This is a genomic window from Neptunomonas sp. CHC150 (genome assembly GCF_030397555.1).
Taxonomy (GTDB): Bacteria; Pseudomonadota; Gammaproteobacteria; order Pseudomonadales; family Balneatricaceae; genus Neptunomonas; species Neptunomonas phycophila.
Genome location: NZ_JAPNXU010000001.1, coordinates 211951 through 230834, shown reverse-complemented (window position 1 = coordinate 230834; position 18884 = coordinate 211951). Strand labels below are relative to the sequence as shown.

The window sequence follows — 18884 nt, the reverse complement described above, 5'->3', positions numbered from 1 at the left end:
GTAGCCTGCTTTGAGGAACTATCCCTCTTCCTGTAACAATTCCATCAACATATCCAAAGAGTGCGTGAACTCTTGTTCAAAAGCTCCTTGCCCCGCTGATGCTAGTTGAATGGATAATGACTCTACCGACCCAGGCATTTCTTTTGATGCCACTTTAACTGTTGTGTCTCGCCCACTACTTTGTGTAATAGCGACTAGTGGTTCAGAAACTTGACCGACAACAGTTGAATTATTTGCAAATAATTCGGCAGAGGCTGAAGAAGGGCCTCCATTAGCTTGATCTTCATTGACGAGGTAAATAATAAAACTGGTGCTCGCTTCATTACCGGATTCATCCTCACCTGTGACTTTAACTTCGATTTTTTCAATGCCCTGCACCAACGCTATGTCGCGCGATATTATGAATGTGCCAGATTCTTCATCGAAATTAATATAGTCAGGAAGAGGACTACCGTCAGGCAACGTCGCCTCTATCGATATATCCTCATTATTTGTACTTTCGAATGCACCAGGCGGTAATGAAAACTTATATAACGATTCATTAACGACGATATCCCGCAAAGCCACTGATAGTTGCACAGGCTCAATGCGGATATTTTGAATGACCTTATCCGTATAGGACTCAATGACCGAGGCCGCCGCTCCTAAATTATTGTCGCTAGCGCTTCCGCCCCCAAAACCTCCTGTACCAGATGAACTATCACCAGTAAATACGTTAGCTTGCGAGTCAGAAGATAAAGACGCTTGTTCAACCGGCTCCGACGCAACGTGCGGCTCAGCATCACCTTCTATAGTGATGATCAACTGGCTAATAACAGCTCCACCTTGTGAGTCGTTAACCGTAAACGCAAACTGATCAATGCCTGTTTCGCCAAAATTAAGCGACTGTAATGCTACCGATGTGCGGGTTTGCTCATAATGCCATGTGCCATCAGACGAAATGCTCAACACCCCATAAGTGCCTACAACTTCCACCGTTTCCCCAACAGGTATCGTTAGGGAGTCAATCTGGCTGATGCGCAAATCATCACCGTCTAGGTCAACCTGAATTACATTGCCTTGATCATCAAATAGCACATTACCTTCAGCTTCTCTTACTCTATCCTCAATTAATGTAGCCGTTACATCCGTGGTAATGGGTTCTAGGTTAGCCACTTGAATCAGCAAGGTGGATTCAAAAGTACCACCTTGCTCATCAGTAACGGCAATGGTTACGGAATACTCACCTGCCTCTGTCGCATTTCCACCCGTGGAAGCATCAGCGCGCAATTGGCCGCTAATAACACCGGTTTCGGGATCAATAACCAGCCCAGACGGCAAACCAATAGCCTGGTAGCTAAAGACCGCCGCATTATCTTTATCGTTGAAAGCCCCTGAAATATCGATGCCATTTACTACCTCAGAATCATTCAACCGCTGAGTAAGTACGGCGGTATCATCAAGGTCCGTGCTTGCTTCTGGAAGGTCATTAGTGCCAACCAGTGTTACTACAATAGGGTGCGTATTGGAGTTACCCTGACTGTCTGTAACACTGACGGTATAAGTAAGAACGAGCTTTTCGCCAGCGGCTAAGTAATCAAAAGTTTGTTCAGCGCTATCAAAACTCCACCCCAGCGTTCCCGCTTGCGTGTCACTGTCGATTACTAAGTCCGTTACACTCAACATCGTTTGCAGTTCGGCATGGCTCAGTCCATGCGTATCACCAACTACCGCGACATTCTCAACGGCTGCCACAATGGAGTCGCTCGTATCCTTATCAAAAATACTCAGCTGCCCTTCGGTTGATAAAGGCTCATTGGTTTCTGTTAGCTCCACTTCTGCAGTGTCGCCGTTCTCTACGATAATGCTTGGCGCATCTTTAGCACCATTAATAGTAATAGTAACCCGCTGCTCACTTGTTGCACCGTGAACATCTTCAACTGTCACGGTATAACTAAGCACTAACTGTTCCCCTACAGCTAAGTGATCAAACGCAATATCTTGGCTATCAAAATTCCACTCTAAAACCTCATTTTGCGAACCGTTTTCGATAACGGTTGCTGTCACATCTAACATAGCCAGTAAATCATCTGGCGAGTATGTGTGCGTATCGCCAGTCGTTTCAAGGTGACTGACACGAGCGATCACTTCGTCTGTCGTATCAAGGTCAGTGACCGATAGCGTCCCTTCGCTTTGTAGACCATCATCGGTTTCTGTTAGCTCCGCAGTCGCACTATCAGTAGGGGTTAAGGTGATTTCCGGCGCATCATTAGAGCCTTCAATAGTCAAGGTAACAAGCTGTTGACTAGTCGCGCCTTGTGCATCAGTCACACTGACTGTATAGGTCAAGACAAGCGTCTCGCCATCAGCCAGATGGTCGAAGGTGGCTCCTTGACTATCAAAGTTCCACTCCACCACCCCTGCTTGGCTGCCAAAGCCAATGACAACATCGGTCACGGCCAACATATCTAACAACTGAGCAGGGCTGTAAGGGCCTGTATCACCAGAGGTTGATACACTATCCACCTCAGCGGCAACCGCTTCGCTTGTATCCAGATCCCCTACGCTGATTTTGCCGTTGTCTACCAATCCACTATTGGTTTCGGTCAAGTTGCTATTAACTTTATCGCCCGCATTTACGGTTATCTCAGGTGCATCGTTAGTGCCGTTAATCGTGAGTGTGACCGTTTGGGTGGCTTGCGCGCCTTCGCTGTCTTCAACTAGCACCTTGTAGATCAGCACCAATTGTTCGCCTTCGGCGAGGTAATCGAAGGTGGTGCCGGCACTGTCAAAGTCCCATTCAATTATGCCGTTTTGGGTCGTACCGTCGATTACGTCGCTGGTGACGGTCAACATGCTCAATAGGTCGGCATTGCTGAGTGTGTCCAGCTCACCCGTGGTGGTTAAACTGTCCACACTGGCCGCAACAGTGTCGGTGGTATCGAGGTCTGTCAGGCTCAATTGGCCACTGTCAGTTAGCCCCGCATCAGTTTCGGTGAGGCTGCTTACAGCTGTATCACCGGCATTTACCGTAATCTCAGGTGCATCGTTAGTGCCGTTAATCGTGAGGGTGACCGTTTGGGTGTCTTGCGCGCCTTCGCTATCTTCAACCAGCACGTTGTAGGTCAGTACCAATTGTTCGCCTTCGGCGAGGTAATCAAAGGTGGTGCCGGCACTGTCAAAGTCCCATTCAATTATGCCGTTTCGGGTCGTACCGTCGATTACGTCGCTGGTGACGGTCAACATGCTCAATAGATCGGCATTGCTGAGTGTGTCCAGCTCACCCGTGGTCGTTAAGCTGTCCACACTGGCCGTAACGGTATCGGAGGTATCGAGGTCTGTCAGGCTCAATTGACCACTGTCAGTTAACCCCGCATCAGTTTCGGTGAGGCTGCTTGCAGCTGTATCACCGGCATTTACCGTGATCTCAGGTACATCGTTAGTGCCGTTAATCGTGAGGGTGATCGTTTGGGTGTCTTGCGCGCCTTCGCTATCTTCAACCAGCACGTTGTAGGTCAGTACCAATTGTTCGCCTTCGGCGAGGTAATCAAAGGTGGTGCCGGCACTGTCAAAGTCCCATTCAATTATGCCGTTTTGTGTCGTACCGTCGATTACGTCGCTGGTGACGGTCAGCATGCTCAATAAATCAGCATTACTGAGTGTGTCCAGCTCACCCGTGGTCGTTAAGCTGTCCACGCTGGCCGTAACGGTGTCGGTGGTATCGAGGTCTGTCAGGCTCAATTGGCCACTGTCAGTTAGCCCCGCATCGGTTTCGGTGAGGCTGCTTACAGCTGTATCACCGGCATTTACCGTGATCTCAGGTGCATCGTTGGTACCATTGATGGTAATGGTGAGTAATGCACTATCGTTACCACCTTGACCATCCGTGATGCTATAGGTGAATACCTCTGTGAAGGACTCACCATCAGCTAGGGCCTGTACAGCAGCAAGCGTATTATCCACTTGATAGGTATAGGCCCCACCTGCACCTACGCTCACAACGCCATAATTACCCGAAAGGCCCGTATCCACGGCTGTTGTTGTCGCTACATGAGTGCCGAAACCAATACCCGTCACATTGAGGGTATCATCATCTCCGTTTTGCTCACCATCGCTTACATCGCCCGGCTGTACCGCCGTGATCACATTACCAGTGACAGCGGTAACATCTGTAGATGCTTCACCTTCATTTACACTAGCTGCATCGTCCTGTGCCATAGGAGCAACATTAGATACAACCCATTCGAAGCTCGATTGTGTCTGTGTTGAGTTTTCATCAGTTGCCGTAATAACGACATTATAAACACCGTTACTAGCCGCACCATTAATGGAGGCATCGCCATCCACTTGGCCACTGATAACACCGGTTGCGCTATTAAGCGTTAAGCCTGCAGGTAAATCATCAGCGCTATAGGTTAGCACTGCACCGTTATCAACATCATCGAATAACCCGGAGATATCAATATCACTAATTGTTTCGCCATCATTGGCTGTCTGGTTGGACAAGCTACCGACCGTCACAGGTACATCATTAGTGCCATTAATAGTGATGGTTAATGTGGCTTCGTCTGTTCCGCCTTGGCCATCGCTGACTTGGTAAGTAAATACATCGTTCAAAGATTGGGACGTATTTAACGCCTGAATACTAGCTAATGCATTATTGACCGCATAACTATAACTACCATCAAGCGAGACACTCAACGTACCGTAAGTACCTACAATATCTGTATCACCCGATATCGCTAATGGTGTCGCTTCCCCAGCCACCCACGCATCTGAACTTAACGTATCAGCGTCGGCGCCGCCATCTTGGTCGTTCTCTGCACTTGTTGGTGAGGTGATGATGACATTCCCAGCAACCGTCGTGCTATCGGCTGGCTCTACGCCTTCATTGACACTAGCCGTATCATCATTCGCCGTTGGATCAACATTACTGACTGTCCATGTAAACACAGCTTGCTCTGTCGCTGAGTTATTATCTGTAGCCGTCAGTGTGATTTGATACTGACCTGGTGTTGCCGTATTTCCACCTTGTGACGCATTTGGCGCGATATCACCAGAGATCACACCCGTTGCTGTGTTGAGCGATAACCCCGCAGGCAGGACATCCACGCTATAAGAGAGCGTGTCAGAGGTATCAGGATCAAGGAAATAGGTGCTGATATCGTATGAAACAGACGCTCCATCAGAGTCTGTTTGCGCAGCAGGCGTTGTTGCCACAGGCGCATCATTAGTCCCTGTTACCACAACACTCAATAAAGACGATGAAGTCGCGCCCTGAGAGTCGCTGACTAATACAGCCAGGGTAGTGGTTGCCGTTTCGCCTGCAGCCAGATAATCAAAGTCAGTGCCTGGATTAAAGCTGTAGCTGCCATCGCCCGCCACCGTAAAAGTACCGCCTGTACTTCCAGATACCGGTGAGTTCAGGTTATTTGTATCATTATCAACCTCGACAACCGATAACGTGTCGCCACTATCGACATCAGTATCGTTACTTAATAGACCTACATTGACCGGTACGGTTAGCGTTGCATTTTCAGAAGTTGCCCCACTGTCATTATTGGCTACCGGTGTATCATTAACGCCTGTCAACGTAATAGTAACCGTAGTTGTTGTGGTGTTATCCGCACTGGTTACAGTAAAAGTATCCGTGCGAGTATCCCCTTGAGCGATGGTTTGAATACTCGTTTGGCTGTTATCAGCGCTGTAGTTCCAAGCACCGTTTTCATCCACCGCCAATTGCCCATACGTTCCGGTTAAGGTTTCCGCTACAAATTTATCTTCACCGGCATCACCATTAGTTCCAGCGGCAAGTGTGCCAGACGTCATCAGTGTTGCGGCATCATCTTCAACAACATCTCCAGTATCAGGGGTTAATACGGGAACATCATCCGTCCCTGTGACTGTTACCGTTAATGTAGTTGTAGCCGTTACACCATCCGCATCCGTGACTTGATACGTAACCTGCGTATCAATTTGCTCACCTACTTTTAAATATTGGAAATCTGAGCCGGGTGAGAATGTATAATCACCATTGGATTCGATAACAAAGACACCGCCGTTATCTCCAGCGACATTTTCACTGACTAGGCCTGCATTGCCGTTTACAGCATTGACAGTTAAGGACTCTACATCAGGATCCGTATCGTTTGTGAGCACATTGCCAGACGCATTTGTGTCTTCATTAACCGTATTTGTATCGGCCTGAGGCGTCGGCGTGTCATTAGTATTTTGAACCTGTAAGAAGCCGCTTAGCGTATTAGAATTTGCAGAGCTTGGGCCGCCCGAAGTGTTGTTATTGTTTCCGTCATTGACGACAAGGTTATAACCACGCACATCGGTATTGGGTGCATCCGATGTATTTGAGAAACGAATAGCTTCTACAATAGTGACAACTTGTTCAGCTGTCGTACCACTAGCTAACTGGATGACTAACTGCCCTGTCGTCGGAGCGGAGGTGGATTGCACGCCCGTTAACCCGCTATCTACCAGCAGCTGATCCGCCGCACTTGCATCCGCAATATTGACTGTTATTGAGCCACCGCCAAAATCATCGCTACCCAGTACTGCATCAATATCTGATAAGGTAACATTACTGAATAAGTTTTCCTCAGCAGATCCTGTACCTTGTCCTGTATTTTCTATTGATACTATTGGCGTTGTGGAGCCTCCGGTATCTCCCGCCACCACTGGCGCATCATTAACCGGATTAACCGTGATTTTCGTAACACCAGGGCTTGCCGAATCGGACCAGGTGCCCGTGGCAGAATAGGAAACATCTACCAACTGACCGTTCTGAGCGGTTTGATCACTATCCGCCACCACATACGACAAGCCAGATACAACACCATGAAAGTCTGCTGCGGGCACAAAGCGTATTTCAGCATCAGGCGCTAACACCAACGCGCTGGTCGATGTTACAGCAGAGCCGACAGCTACCCAGCCCCCGCCGGTGTTATACTGCCACTCGCCCTGAGAAGCAGGGGTGTTATTGTCTATTAGTGCTATACCGCCGAGGTTCGATGCATCACTCCCGTTATTAACGGCCGTATCAGATTGCCCGTCTGTCCCGTCATCATAGCCAGGACCATAAAGTGCTAAAACTGATGTGCCACTAGGCGTGGAGTCTTCGGCAATATCAGCTAGGTCTGCCGAGCTAACTGTAATGGTTGGTGGGTCATTCACCGCATTGACATGGATACCGACATTAGATGTCGCGTCCGACCAGACACTTTCATCAGCACCAAGATCCCCTGTTGTACTTAAATTATAAGTATCAGTCCCGCCGCTGCTTGTGCTTATCGTTGGCTGGCTGTTATCCCCCAAACGGGTCGTCAACTCTCCGGGCTCGCCATTAAAATCGTCGGCCGGTAAGAAGCGCACTAAGGTATCAGCCGTAACAATAACCGCGGCGCTATCAGAAGCGCTGGTACTGATTGACGTCCAACTACCGCCCACAAATACCTGCCACTCCCCTTGTTCGGCGGTGGCGGCATTGCCTGTTATTGCAATAAACGAAAGCGCAGTAGCTTGAGATCCGCTTGACCCTCCATTGTTAGCCGTTTGGTCATCGGTGGCATCCGAGTAGTTACCGGCCAAGAGAGAAGTAAAAGTCTCGCCAGCTGGGGCTGCTATCCCTTCGTTCTCATCTGCCAGAGTAACATCTACCCCTGTATTATCAGGTCGGTCATTTACGTTATTAACGGTAACTGCCACAGCAAGTGTATCGTTTAAAGTGCCGCCATCACCGGTGTTACCGCCATCCGTGACGGTAATGGTTAACGTATCGCTCCCGAAGTAATCAGCGTCAGGTGAGTAACTCGTCGCTGCTAGTAAGGCGTTTAGCTCAGCAAGCGAGGCAGCATTCAGTGTTAACGTCCGCAAATCACCACTTAGGGTTCCGTTACCGCTGCTATCTGCTAGCGTCCCTTCTGTGACGGTAATGCTGATCGTCATACTACTCGTATCAAAATGGTCAGCATCACTGATGGTATAGCCTGACAACGAGAAACTTTGATCCTCATTCATCGCAAACGTTGCATCACCATTCACAACTGGAGCATCATTGGTATTACTAATATCAATTGTGATAGCGCCAGATTCTGTGAGTGCATTCGACTGATCTGTTGTTTGATCACCGTTTGCCAAATCTGAATAGACGATATTAATCACCGCGGTATCGTCAGCATCAGGGTCAGTCGGTGAAAAATTCAATGTTGCTAATTTCGCGTTAATATCCGCTAAGGTGCCCGTCAATGTCAGCGTGCTTGCGGCTGCTTCTCCTGTAACCGAAATAAGCCCATCAGCGTCCCCAGCATTTTGTGAAACGCTCAAAACTACTTCTTGGTTTGCGTTATAGGTGCTTTGACCTTCATCATTAATATCGGCAATGCTCACACCGGTAATATCAATGTTCGTACCTGTATTCAGGGTAAAGTGATCATCGGTTATGTTTAACTGTGGCGCGTCATTAATAGCGGTAATAGTGAGAGAAGTAGACTCTGAATCACTTAACGAAGAACTCGCTCCGTGAACGTCGCTATCCGTTACTGTGAGTGTCAGAGTTTCTGTCCCATTATCTTGATCATCTGGCGTATACAGTACTTGAGCCAAAGCCGCATTAACTTGATCAACAGTCCCGGTCAATGTGATGCCTGTCGTTCCATTACCTGTGACAGCCACGCCTGAGTTCGATGTAGATAAGCTACCGGCAGTGACAGCTACAGTAGCAGTGACTTGTTCATCAAAACTGTCCACATCAGAAATAGAAAGCCCCGTTAACAGTGTTGGGGTGTCTTCATTCACCGTTTGCGCAGCAAGGGTTACAACCGGCGCATCGTTCACTGTAGAAGTAACGAGATTTACCGAGGCACTCGAAACATTGTTGCTTTGCGAAACGGCACTGCCATCATCATTGACTGTGCCGCCATTCGCCGCTGAGCTGTTTGCTTGTAAACGGTCATCAGCGTCCAGCACTAGCACCAACGCTGAATCCAAATCATTGCTTGCCGAGACACCTAGCCCTGTTAACGCTGCTTGCAAATCGGCCAATGACCCTGTTAACGTGATTTGTGTATCAGTACCTGGCGTCCCCGTCACGGTTAAGCCTGTAACATCACTGAGTGTAATTGATGCATCGGCATTAGAAATTTGAGCATCAGCACCGTCATTCAGCGTCAAGGTAACGGTTAACTCATCCGTTTCACCTGCGCCCACACCTAAGCCTGAATCGGCATCACTAATATCCACATCTGATAGAGTAAATGCGCCTCCCAGATCCAGCACATTACTGGTTACAAACGAATCGTTAGGTTGATTAGCCGTAACTTCGGCAGCATCGTTACGTGCTTGGACTTGAATATCAAAAGTACCAACAGCGGTTGTTAATGGCCCATCACTCACTTCAAAAGTAAACTGGTCGGAGCGCGTTTCTGAGCCATCATGCTCATAGCTAATGAAACCATTATCGATATCATCCTGAGTAAACGTACTGCCAACAATGAGTGTTTTCCCATTGAATAAAATGCGTCCATTTTCCGTAAGATTAATTATCTTGAAAGTGGATTGGCGAGTGCTGTTATCAGAGTCTATCGCTGTTAGATGGGATGAGGTGATCACCTGCTCATCCCCCTCACCAACCACTAAAATTTCATTGGCGGTAGTTTCGGTATTTCCATCACTGTTAGTAATAGACTGATCCGGGTCAGTTGATGATGCTGCAATAATTGGCGCATCATTAAACGGTGAAATTTCTAAGGTAACTGTGCCCGTGTCTGATTGATTGTTTGCCGCTGGGTCAGGTGAGCTCGTATCGGGCTCTAATGGATCAGCCGCCGCGGTTAAATCATCACGTACAACATAGGTAAAACTATCAATAAGGTTTGCAGATGTATCCCCGCCACTATGTTGATATCGGATACCACTGGTTCCCCCATCAACAGAGCTGGACAGGATGCTCTGTTCATACCACGCCCCGTCTAGTGTGATAGTTTCCCATGCAGAGTTTGACGCGTTCCAACGCTCCAGAACACCATCTTCGGGTAAGGCTGTAATTTGAAACCAAAGAACGTCAGTTCCACCTTCGCTATTTGGGTCTTCACCCGCATCTAAGGTACTTTGCGAACCATCTTCATCAGACATTTCTATATCTGATAAGCCTATTCGCACTATTCCGTCGTTTGTAGCGGTCGCTTCGGTCAGCTCTACTGTAGTTTCGCCAACATCCGGAGTGTCGTTAATGGGGTATGCGTTTAAGGTAAAGCTTCCAGTTCCTTCATAATTACCACCATTAGTGACAATGAACGAGAAACTACCGTGATGATCTTCACTACCGTTATGCTCGAAAGTAATTCGATTGTTATCTATGTCGTCTTGAGTAAACGAACCATAAGCTTTAATTGCATTGCCGTCCAAGTACAACGTCCCGTTACTGGGTAGGCTACTGACACTGTATACAACCTGTGTGGCGGGAAAGGTATAAGTGTTAGCGGTGAGCGTATAGGAAAGATCGGCACTGGTGATGGTTATAGTGGCTGCTTCATCAAAGTTAGCCCTACCCTGGTTTACAATAGTATCGCTGATGGCTGGAGTAGCATAATCGGCTGGGTCTCCTGTGGTTGATCCAATAATAAAGGTTAACGACCCCGTTTGTAGGTTACCTTCACTGTCTCTCCAGGCACCAGCCTCCCCAGCATTGTCAAACGCGCGGTATTCTGAATCTGACAACGTAAAACTTAGCCCCGTATCAGTTGAGCTGCCATCAGTCGACGTTTGCACATAACGTACTTTACCATCGGCAATATCTGCCACGCTAAAAACGCCACCAACCGGTAGTGCTACCCAATCCGGGACAGCCACTGTTCCTTGATTTAGCTGGATTTGACCGAAGTCAGGTTCAGAGGCAACACTAAAGACAAGCTGCTCATTCGTACTGTCTGGATCAGTAGCGGTTAAATCATCCAGTGTTAGCGTGACTCCTGTGTTACCCGTATCAACGGCGTTAATTGGATCGCCTGTTACTACCGCTATGGGGTCATCATTATTCTCAGTAATGGCAATGGTGACATCACGCGACGTTGTAATCTTAGCTCCGTCGCCCTCACCACCACCGTTATCGGTTATTTGAATAGTAAAAACTGGCGCTACAACATTTGGCTCATCGCCATCGTGAGCAAATGAAAGCAATGCCAACTTATCAGCTGAAAACTGTGCGGCAGCATCACTAATGGAGCTTATTTCTTCGCCCGCATCAACAATGCCATCATTATCGCTGTCTAAAAATAAAACACCGCGATCGGTCAGCCCAGATATATCCGTTATTGCCACTTGAGCGTTACTGGACGCGTCAGCATGTCCTGCCTCAGAATCACTGTAACTTAAACCTAAAGAAGTTGTTTCTCCTTCAAACTGCTCTGGCTCCCCCGTTATTTCAGGGGCGGTATTGAGCGGCAGCAAGTTAACCGACAAACTGGCTGCAGCCTCCCCACCAGCACCATCAAGCACTCTGATATCAAACGAGTCACTATCGCCAGAGGCCACATCACTACCATCATGCACATAGGTCAAACTCGCTAATTGCGACGCGTCTAATGTAGAACCGGGAGCAACAGGAGACCCGCTAAAGTATAACCGTCCATTAGTCGGTAACGAGCCTATCTCTATGATCAGTTGGTCATAACCTTGCTCACCTGACTCAATATCAGGGTCACTTAACCCTAGTGCTTCAATTGAAAATGTGACTGTTGAACTTTCTTGGACCTCTAAAGCAGGATTAGAAAGTATTGGATCATCGTTCACAGGGGTTAACGCAATATTGTAGGTCGCTTGGTCTCGGTCCGTAGCACCTTCCTTTAAAACCATAGCCACAGACAAGTCACCCGTATAGTTACTACCCGGCTGAACCTGAACCCCTGCAAGCGCTGTATTAATTTCCGATGCGGTGCCTGTTAGAGTTAATTGAGTACCTGCATCACTTCCACCTTGCAAGAAAAGGCTACCCGCTGAAATGGCATCTGTATTTAGGGTTAAACGCAGCGAATAATTATTCGAGCCATTCTCATCACTAATAGCAACACCCGCGAGTGCGACAGCGGTGTCTTCCTGACCAGAAGCGGTTGCTACAGACCCATCACTATTAACATCCACATTCGTATTGTCAGTTAATGTCACTGCAGCCGCTGCATCTAAAAGTAAGCGGGACTCTAAAGAAAGCAAGTCGGTCTTTTTCATAATTAATACTACCTGGCAATTAGGTTCAACGTGATGCGTCACAAAACAATGTATAGAAGTGTAGTTAAAACGTGTCGGCCTGCAGGCTTAAAACTGAATAATTTTCAAAAAATTATTAAATGCTAATTGCTAAGATCGAATCAGTAATCCGTGTTACTTAATACACGGTTAATAAGAGCCAATCATTTGTAAAATAAGGGGTTAAACTAAGGTTAATCTTGTTGTGTATTAAATACGAGGCCGGAAAGGAATTCCGAACTCACTAACAAACTGGAGAATTTTTAATGCAGATCCCTTCGCTCAAAACAGTTTTATCTTCAATTGTCATTCTTTCATCGCTTACCACATTGCCTGCGTCCGCCGCTTCAGCCTGTAAAGGCATCTCGCAAAGTGCTTGCGACAATTCAAACTCATGCTATTGGGTATCAGGCTACAAACGAGCTGATGGGGCCTCCGTTAAAGCCCACTGCCGAACCAAAGCTAAATCATCTATTTCTAAAGCAGCCGACAAGAAATCATCGAGCACAAAAACGGCTGCCAAAAAAGAAACTAAAAATTTAACCAATAAAACGGCAAGTAGCGCTAAACAAAAAGCGACAGACACCAAGAAAGCGGCGTCGACCAAAAACACAACTAAGAAAGTAGAATCCTCGACTAAAAAATCGAGTTCATAAGCCGTTATCGAATTGATATCAAGAAAAAAGACGGGGCTAATATAGCCCCGCAGAATGACAAGAACCGTGTAATCACCTGATAAGAAAGCTATCAGATAATTGGGTGAAGCATACCGATAACGAGGTGTTAAGCGGTATGACTTGCGAGCCATTTAAGATTAGTAGAAATGAGAATTATTATCAATACTATTTTTAAATAAATTTACTTTTATCTAAAAAAAGCGAGTTTTGTTAACAAAAAACGGGGATAGAAAAGCGGATAACATGTGGATAAGTCGCAGACTCTATCTTGCAGCCTGCGCTATTGCTGAAAAGTGTTATATTGATGCTTAATTAACCTGATACATCTAACTGCGTTCGCACGGCTTTCCAAAATCGTTTAGACCAATAAGGATTGTCCATTTTAGAAATTGTCACGCCTTTGCGTGATGATGCATGCATGAACTGATCTTCGCCAATATAAATGCCTACATGTCGCTGTCGCGGTGTGGTTTTAAATAAGACTAAGTCACCGGGCTCCATTTCCCAGCGATTTATTTCATCTCCAATTTTCGCTTGCGCTTTAGTCGTTCGCGGTAAATGCACATCGAACAGCTCAGCATACGTGAGTGCTACAAAGGCGGAGCAATCCACTCCTTGTTTTGTGGTTCCACCGTATTTATACGGAGTGCCTTGCCAATCGGCATAGTGCGCAAACAATTTACTAAAAAAGCCTTGCTTTTTAGGTGCTACGGCCTCAATTTCACCAATAGCATAAGATTCTACTACCGTTGCAGGACGCTTAGGAACAGAACACCCAGTTAGCGCAATAACTAACGCACAACACACACTATATCGAACAAACTTCATTAAACGACTACCTATAAAGAGGGCACTGTGCCTTTGTATTTACAGCGGCAGCTTGTGTAATAACACTACCTTAACCGCTTAATATGGGAAGTATAATACTATTCTTTAATTTCAGAGATCTATAGATTGAATAATAACGTTCAGTATAACCAAATGTCTGACCTTGTGTTAAACCATTTGGCCGAGCAACTATACCTGCAAGGTTATTGTGTCGTTAACGACCTTTTACCGTTAACCCTCATCGAGAGTCTAACGAGACGCATAACTCACCCTGACGCGATTCTAGAACCGGCAGGTATTGGACGACTTGATGATCATCATATTAATCAGACGATTCGAACGGATACCATTCATTGGCTTGATCCAAAACACACTATTGATGCACTGTATTTATCCGCTATGGAAGCCCTTCGCTTAGCCATTAACAAGCGTCTATTCCTAGGTTTATTTGATTACGAATCCCACTTTGCGCATTACCCGCCCAACGGATTCTATAAAAAACACCAAGATGCTTTTACCGGACAATCAAACCGGATACTAACAACCGTGTTGTATTTAAATAACCAGTGGTCAGAAAATGACGGCGGTGAGCTCATCATATACAACCTCAGCGGCGATCAGATTATGTGTGTGGAACCCAAGGCCGGATGCTTTGTTATCTTTTTGAGCGATGAGTTCCCTCATGAAGTAATAAAAACGAAAAAAGATCGATACAGCATCGCGGGATGGTTTCGAATTAACAGCTCAACCGAACATAAAGTTGATCCGCCGTTGTAGATGGGTGGAAGAATTATTTCACTCGACATACTATGTGACAGTTATTGAATAAAATGAGACAACTTTTGTTTCGTTGTTGTTCAGGTGCGTTACTTACAATCACATACATCCGATATCTTCTAACATCTGAGGAAATAAGGCATGGCTAAGCTGACCGACATTAAAGGCATTACAGAAGCAAGCGCAACAAAATTAAAAGAAGCAGGCGCGACAACTCAGGAAAAATTCCTTGAGGTTTGTGGTGATAAAAAGGGCCGTAAAGAGGTAGCAAGCGCTTCAGGCTTAGACGAAAAAGATATTTTAGCGTGGCTAAACCGTGCTGACTTGGCACGCATCAAAGGGGTAAGCACAGCTTATGCCGATTTGCTTGAGTTAGCAGGTGTAGACACTGTACCAGAACTTGCGCAACGTAATGGTGCTAACTTACACGCCAAAATGGTAGAAATTAATACTGAGCAATCCATCGTTGTTCAAATGCCTTCTAGCAACCAAGTTGAAGGCTGGGTAACTCAAGCTAAAGAGCTACCGCGCGCTATCCACTATTAATATCTCATCATTTAACGGCAAGTCACCCGTACTTGCCGTTTCTGTTCTGCCCTACTGCTGACAAATCTGGTAGCATGTTCTCTTTATTGACTATTGAGATTAACTGCCTGTGTTCACTGAATTCAACCTTGACGAGCGTTTATTAAAAGCGCTGGATTCACTCTCTTTTACTAAGCCAACAGACGTACAGCGAGAAACTATTCCTCTGGCGCTAGCGGGTAAAGATTTACTAGTAACAGCAGAAACAGGCAGCGGTAAAACCTTAGCGTTCGGGTTACCATTGTTGCAACGCTTGCAGACTAATAAACAACCCAATTTAGGTGCTCGCGCGCTCATACTTGCCCCTACCCGGGAGCTGGCGATACAAATTCAGGAAGAGATCGCTAAATTTGCCAAATTCACTTTTATCAATGCAGATACGGTTTGCGGCGGAGAGCCGTTCAAGCCCCAAGCAGCTCGTTTACGTAAAAATCCTGAAATATTAATAGCAACGCCAGGCCGGTTAGTTGAGCATTTAGATAGGCAGAGTATTTCCCTTGAAGACATCGAGGTTCTCATCTTAGATGAAGCAGACCGTATGCTTGAGATGGGATTCGAAGAAGACATGAATCGCATTATTTCAGCCTGCCCTGAAGAGCGGCAATCGCTGCTGTTCTCTGCAACACTGGGCCATAAAAGCATGTCCTCTGTTGTTTCATCCTCACTAAAAGATCCCGAAAACTTAATGCTCACCAGCCGCCGAGCTGCGCACATTAACATTGCACAGCAAATAATCCCGGCTATTGATAACAGTTTGAAAGATAAGCAATTAGTCTGGCTACTTACACATGAGACTTATGAGAAAGCGATTGTCTTTGTCAACACAAAAGTACAAGCCGATCGTCTATCGGGCTACTTACGCTACAACAAGTTAAAAGCGGGTGTTATTCATGGGGATCTCACCCAGGAACAGCGCAAGCATGCAATGAACCTGCTAAAAATTGGGAAAATTGACATCTTGGTTGCCACCGATGTAGCCGCGCGCGGTCTGGATGTGGACGGTATCGACCTAGTTATCAACTATGAAATGGCACGCAAAGGTGACGAACACACTCACCGTGTAGGAAGAACGGGTCGCGCAGGGCGCCAAGGCTTGGCGATTTCACTCATCAGCCCTAATGAATGGAACCTCATGTCAAGCATTGAGCGTTATCTCAAGACTCACTTCGAGAAACGTACCATTAAAGGCCTTGAAGGTAGTTATTTGGGGCCGAAAAAGCTGAAAGCCTCTGGCAAAGCCGCAGGGCCAAAAAAGAAAAAGACAGCGGAGAAAAAACTAAGTAAGACAAAAGCGGCGCCTAAGAAGAGAGCCGGGAAGCGGCCTTCATCTCCGTCGGCACCGATTGATGATGGTTTTTCCCCTTTCAAAAAGCGATAGAAAATTACGATTACAGGGATCACTCCACACGCTTAGCCGACATAAGCTGTGGAGCTGTGGAGCTCTGAACCATCGACAATCACTCAACGCCAAACGCAATCAATCATCATTGGGCTTATCGGTTCCTCTCACGCTGCTTAGCAGGCTATCCTGAGCGTCTTGGCAGAAGGCAATAGCTTGCTCTATTGGTAATGCAGGAGCTAGCCAATAACCTTGAATGTATTCACACCCAAAAGAACGAAGCACATCAACTTGCCCATCGTTTTCGACCCCCTCTGCTATCACCCCTATATTGAGCGCCGTCCCCATTTTAACAATGACCTCGACCAGCGTTCGATCTTGCTCATCATGCAGTAAATCCTGAATGAAGCTTTTATCAATTTTTAAGTAGTTAACGGGGTAGCTGCGTAAGTAATTAATAGCCGAGTAGCCTGTTCCAAAATCGTCTACAGCAAATTCAATCCCCATTTTCCGAAGCGCGGACACAACATTGATTCGATTGACATGCTTATCCATAAATAAAGATTCGGTAATTTCGAATACTAGTTTACGGCAATCGATACCGTTTTCTCGAATGATCGCTTTCCACTTCTCGTAAGCGCGAGTCGAATAAAACTCATTCACCGAACGGTTGATAGCAATCTGAATATCAATATCATTTTCCATAAACTTACGGTGATCTTTACACGCTTGTTTAAGGACCCAGTTACCGAGCTCTCGAATGGCACCGGTGCGCTCTGCGATTGGTATAAACTCATCGGGTTGCATCAGCCCTTTGTCAGGATGCTTCCAGCGGATCAACGCCTCACATTTAACAATACGACCACTATTTAAGCTCATGATGGGCTGGTAATGCAGAACGAATTGGTTCTCTTGAATACCTTTTAAAATGTTATTGTGCACATCCAGAAAATGCTCGGCTTCATCTTGCATGCCCTCATTGAAAAAGAAATATCCGTTGCGACCTGCACGCTTGGCAGCATACATCGCCTGATCAGAGTGTAGTAATAAGCTTGATACGTCATCTCCATCCAGAGGATACATGGCAATCCCCATACTGGCGGAAATGCTGTATTGGCGGTTATTCATATTAAAGGGCTGAGTTATCTTTTTCTGCATTTTCTCGGCCAGTAAATCCGCTTGAATTACGTCTTCGATATTCCTTAATACAACCACAAACTCGTCACCAGCCAAACGAGCTACAATATCGCTATCACGCGCCGATTGTTTAAGCCGATCAGAGAACTCGATCAGTAGCTGATCTCCTATGGCATGGCCTGCGCTATCATTTATTTGTTTAAAGTAATCAATATCTATAAAGAAAACGGCGAAGCCTTGCTCTTCACGCTTTACTTCACGGATTAATGAATTAAGGCGTTGACTAAAATGATACCGGTTTGGCAAGCCCGTTAGCACGTCGTAATTAGCACGGTAATTCGCTGTATTGACCGCACGTGTTTTGTCGTTATAAACCCGACCTAACAAAAAAACACCACAAGCAATGAAGCCAGAAACAACGACAGACAGCCCCCACATCATCCATAATCTAGAACTAGGAACGGACCACCCTTCAACTGGAGTAGCGGCTAAAAACCAACGTTTGATAGGTAACTGAATTACATCGATAACAGGTTCTTGTTCCAAGACGGAAGAATCACCAACGAACACAGTTTTCATGCCCCCTTCGTCACCTAGCTCCCCGACGGCTACTCGATAGCCCCCTAGATCACTTTCATTTAGAAGCGCAGCAAATAAATCATTTTGATCAATTAATGCTGACACGATCCCCCAAAAAAAAGGCTCTTCATCGGTTTCAATGAATATAGGATAACGCGCAACAATCGCTGTTGAATCATCGCTCAATACTTGAGGGGGCGAAACCGCTAAGTTACGATGCTTTATAGCCTCTTGAATAAGTGGCATTTGTCGCGAATAAACATTGTAGCTAGTGCCAATTAAATGCTCTTTTCCTTCCGACGGAAAAATGTACTTAATGGTTAGGTCTGGAGCGATATTGAGATGTGTGAGCAATTTATTTTCTAATAAAAGTTCACGCGCAACAGTCGGGAAATGTTCTTCAGATAAATCCATATCAACGGCAACTTCAGCTTTTAGCGCTTTAAGTACAGCTAAAACTGAGTTGATATCCCGCTCGATTTGAGCACGAAACACACCGACTTGCCCAAGCGAAGATATTTTCTGCTCTGCAATAATTTGATCAGATTCACTTTTAATGAAAAAGTAAGCTAAAACCAGCAACAAGAGGAAGATAACACCTCCTGTCAGCGCTGGGAGCTTAACTAAAAAGTGAATAAATTGCTTAGTAAAACTCATATTCCCTGAGCTCACTTATTATTTGGTGTTAAAGACTCCGAATACAGCTATTAGTAGCAGTACAGACGTTCCGTGCCTGA

Annotated in this window: 7 protein-coding genes; 3 read left to right on the top strand and 4 right to left on the bottom strand. The window is 46.2% G+C overall.

Annotated elements, in window-relative coordinates; genetic code table 11:
* Positions 1-18: 18 nt before the first annotated feature.
* The 3 genes from OW491_RS01135 to OW491_RS01125 all read right to left on the bottom strand — a co-directional run bounded on the left by OW491_RS01135 (position 19) and on the right by OW491_RS01125 (position 13730).
* A complete protein-coding gene (locus OW491_RS01135; protein ID WP_290034409.1) occupies positions 19-12207 on the bottom strand; it encodes a VCBS domain-containing protein in 12189 nt (4062 codons plus the stop codon).
* Positions 12208-12637: 430 nt separating this feature from the next.
* The gene (locus OW491_RS01130; protein ID WP_178969270.1) at positions 12638-13033 is read right to left on the bottom strand and encodes a hypothetical protein; all 396 of its coding nucleotides are present in this window, start codon (positions 13031-13033) and stop codon (positions 12638-12640) included.
* 181 nt (positions 13034-13214) lie between these two features.
* Positions 13215-13730: an NlpC/P60 family protein gene (locus OW491_RS01125; protein ID WP_075179832.1), complete on the bottom strand. Its 516-nt coding sequence runs from the start codon at positions 13728-13730 to the stop codon at positions 13215-13217.
* Between the two features lie 126 nt (positions 13731-13856).
* On the opposite strand from OW491_RS01125, the gene OW491_RS01120 reads away from it, so the two are divergent.
* From OW491_RS01120 to OW491_RS01110, 3 genes are all read left to right on the top strand, one after another.
* Positions 13857-14507: a 2OG-Fe(II) oxygenase gene (locus tag OW491_RS01120; RefSeq protein ID WP_246813307.1), complete on the top strand. Its 651-nt coding sequence runs from the start codon at positions 13857-13859 to the stop codon at positions 14505-14507.
* 141 nt (positions 14508-14648) lie between these two features.
* Positions 14649-15053 (top strand): DUF4332 domain-containing protein, encoded by a 405-nt coding sequence (locus tag OW491_RS01115; protein WP_075173783.1) that lies wholly within the window; start codon positions 14649-14651, stop codon positions 15051-15053.
* A 109-nt stretch (positions 15054-15162) separates the two neighbouring features.
* Positions 15163-16470 (top strand): DEAD/DEAH box helicase, encoded by a 1308-nt coding sequence (locus tag OW491_RS01110; RefSeq protein WP_075173782.1) that lies wholly within the window; start codon positions 15163-15165, stop codon positions 16468-16470.
* A 99-nt stretch (positions 16471-16569) separates the two neighbouring features.
* On the opposite strand, the gene OW491_RS01105 is transcribed toward OW491_RS01110, so the two are convergent.
* Positions 16570-18804: an EAL domain-containing protein gene (locus OW491_RS01105; protein ID WP_290034408.1), complete on the bottom strand. Its 2235-nt coding sequence runs from the start codon at positions 18802-18804 to the stop codon at positions 16570-16572.
* Between the last annotated feature and the right edge of the window lie 80 nt (positions 18805-18884).

Bases quoted from the DNA above. Each gene is read 5' to 3' on its own strand.
- OW491_RS01135 (WP_290034409.1), bottom strand. From the start codon at position 12,207: ATGAAAAAGACCGACTTGCTTTCTTTAGAGTCCCGCTTACTTTTAGAT.
- OW491_RS01130 (WP_178969270.1), bottom strand. From the start codon at position 13,033: ATGGCTCGCAAGTCATACCGCTTAACACCTCGTTATCGGTATGCTTCA.
- OW491_RS01125 (WP_075179832.1), bottom strand. From the start codon at position 13,730: ATGAAGTTTGTTCGATATAGTGTGTGTTGTGCGTTAGTTATTGCGCTA.
- OW491_RS01115 (WP_075173783.1), top strand. From the start codon at position 14,649: ATGGCTAAGCTGACCGACATTAAAGGCATTACAGAAGCAAGCGCAACA.
- OW491_RS01105 (WP_290034408.1), bottom strand. From the start codon at position 18,804: ATGAGTTTTACTAAGCAATTTATTCACTTTTTAGTTAAGCTCCCAGCG.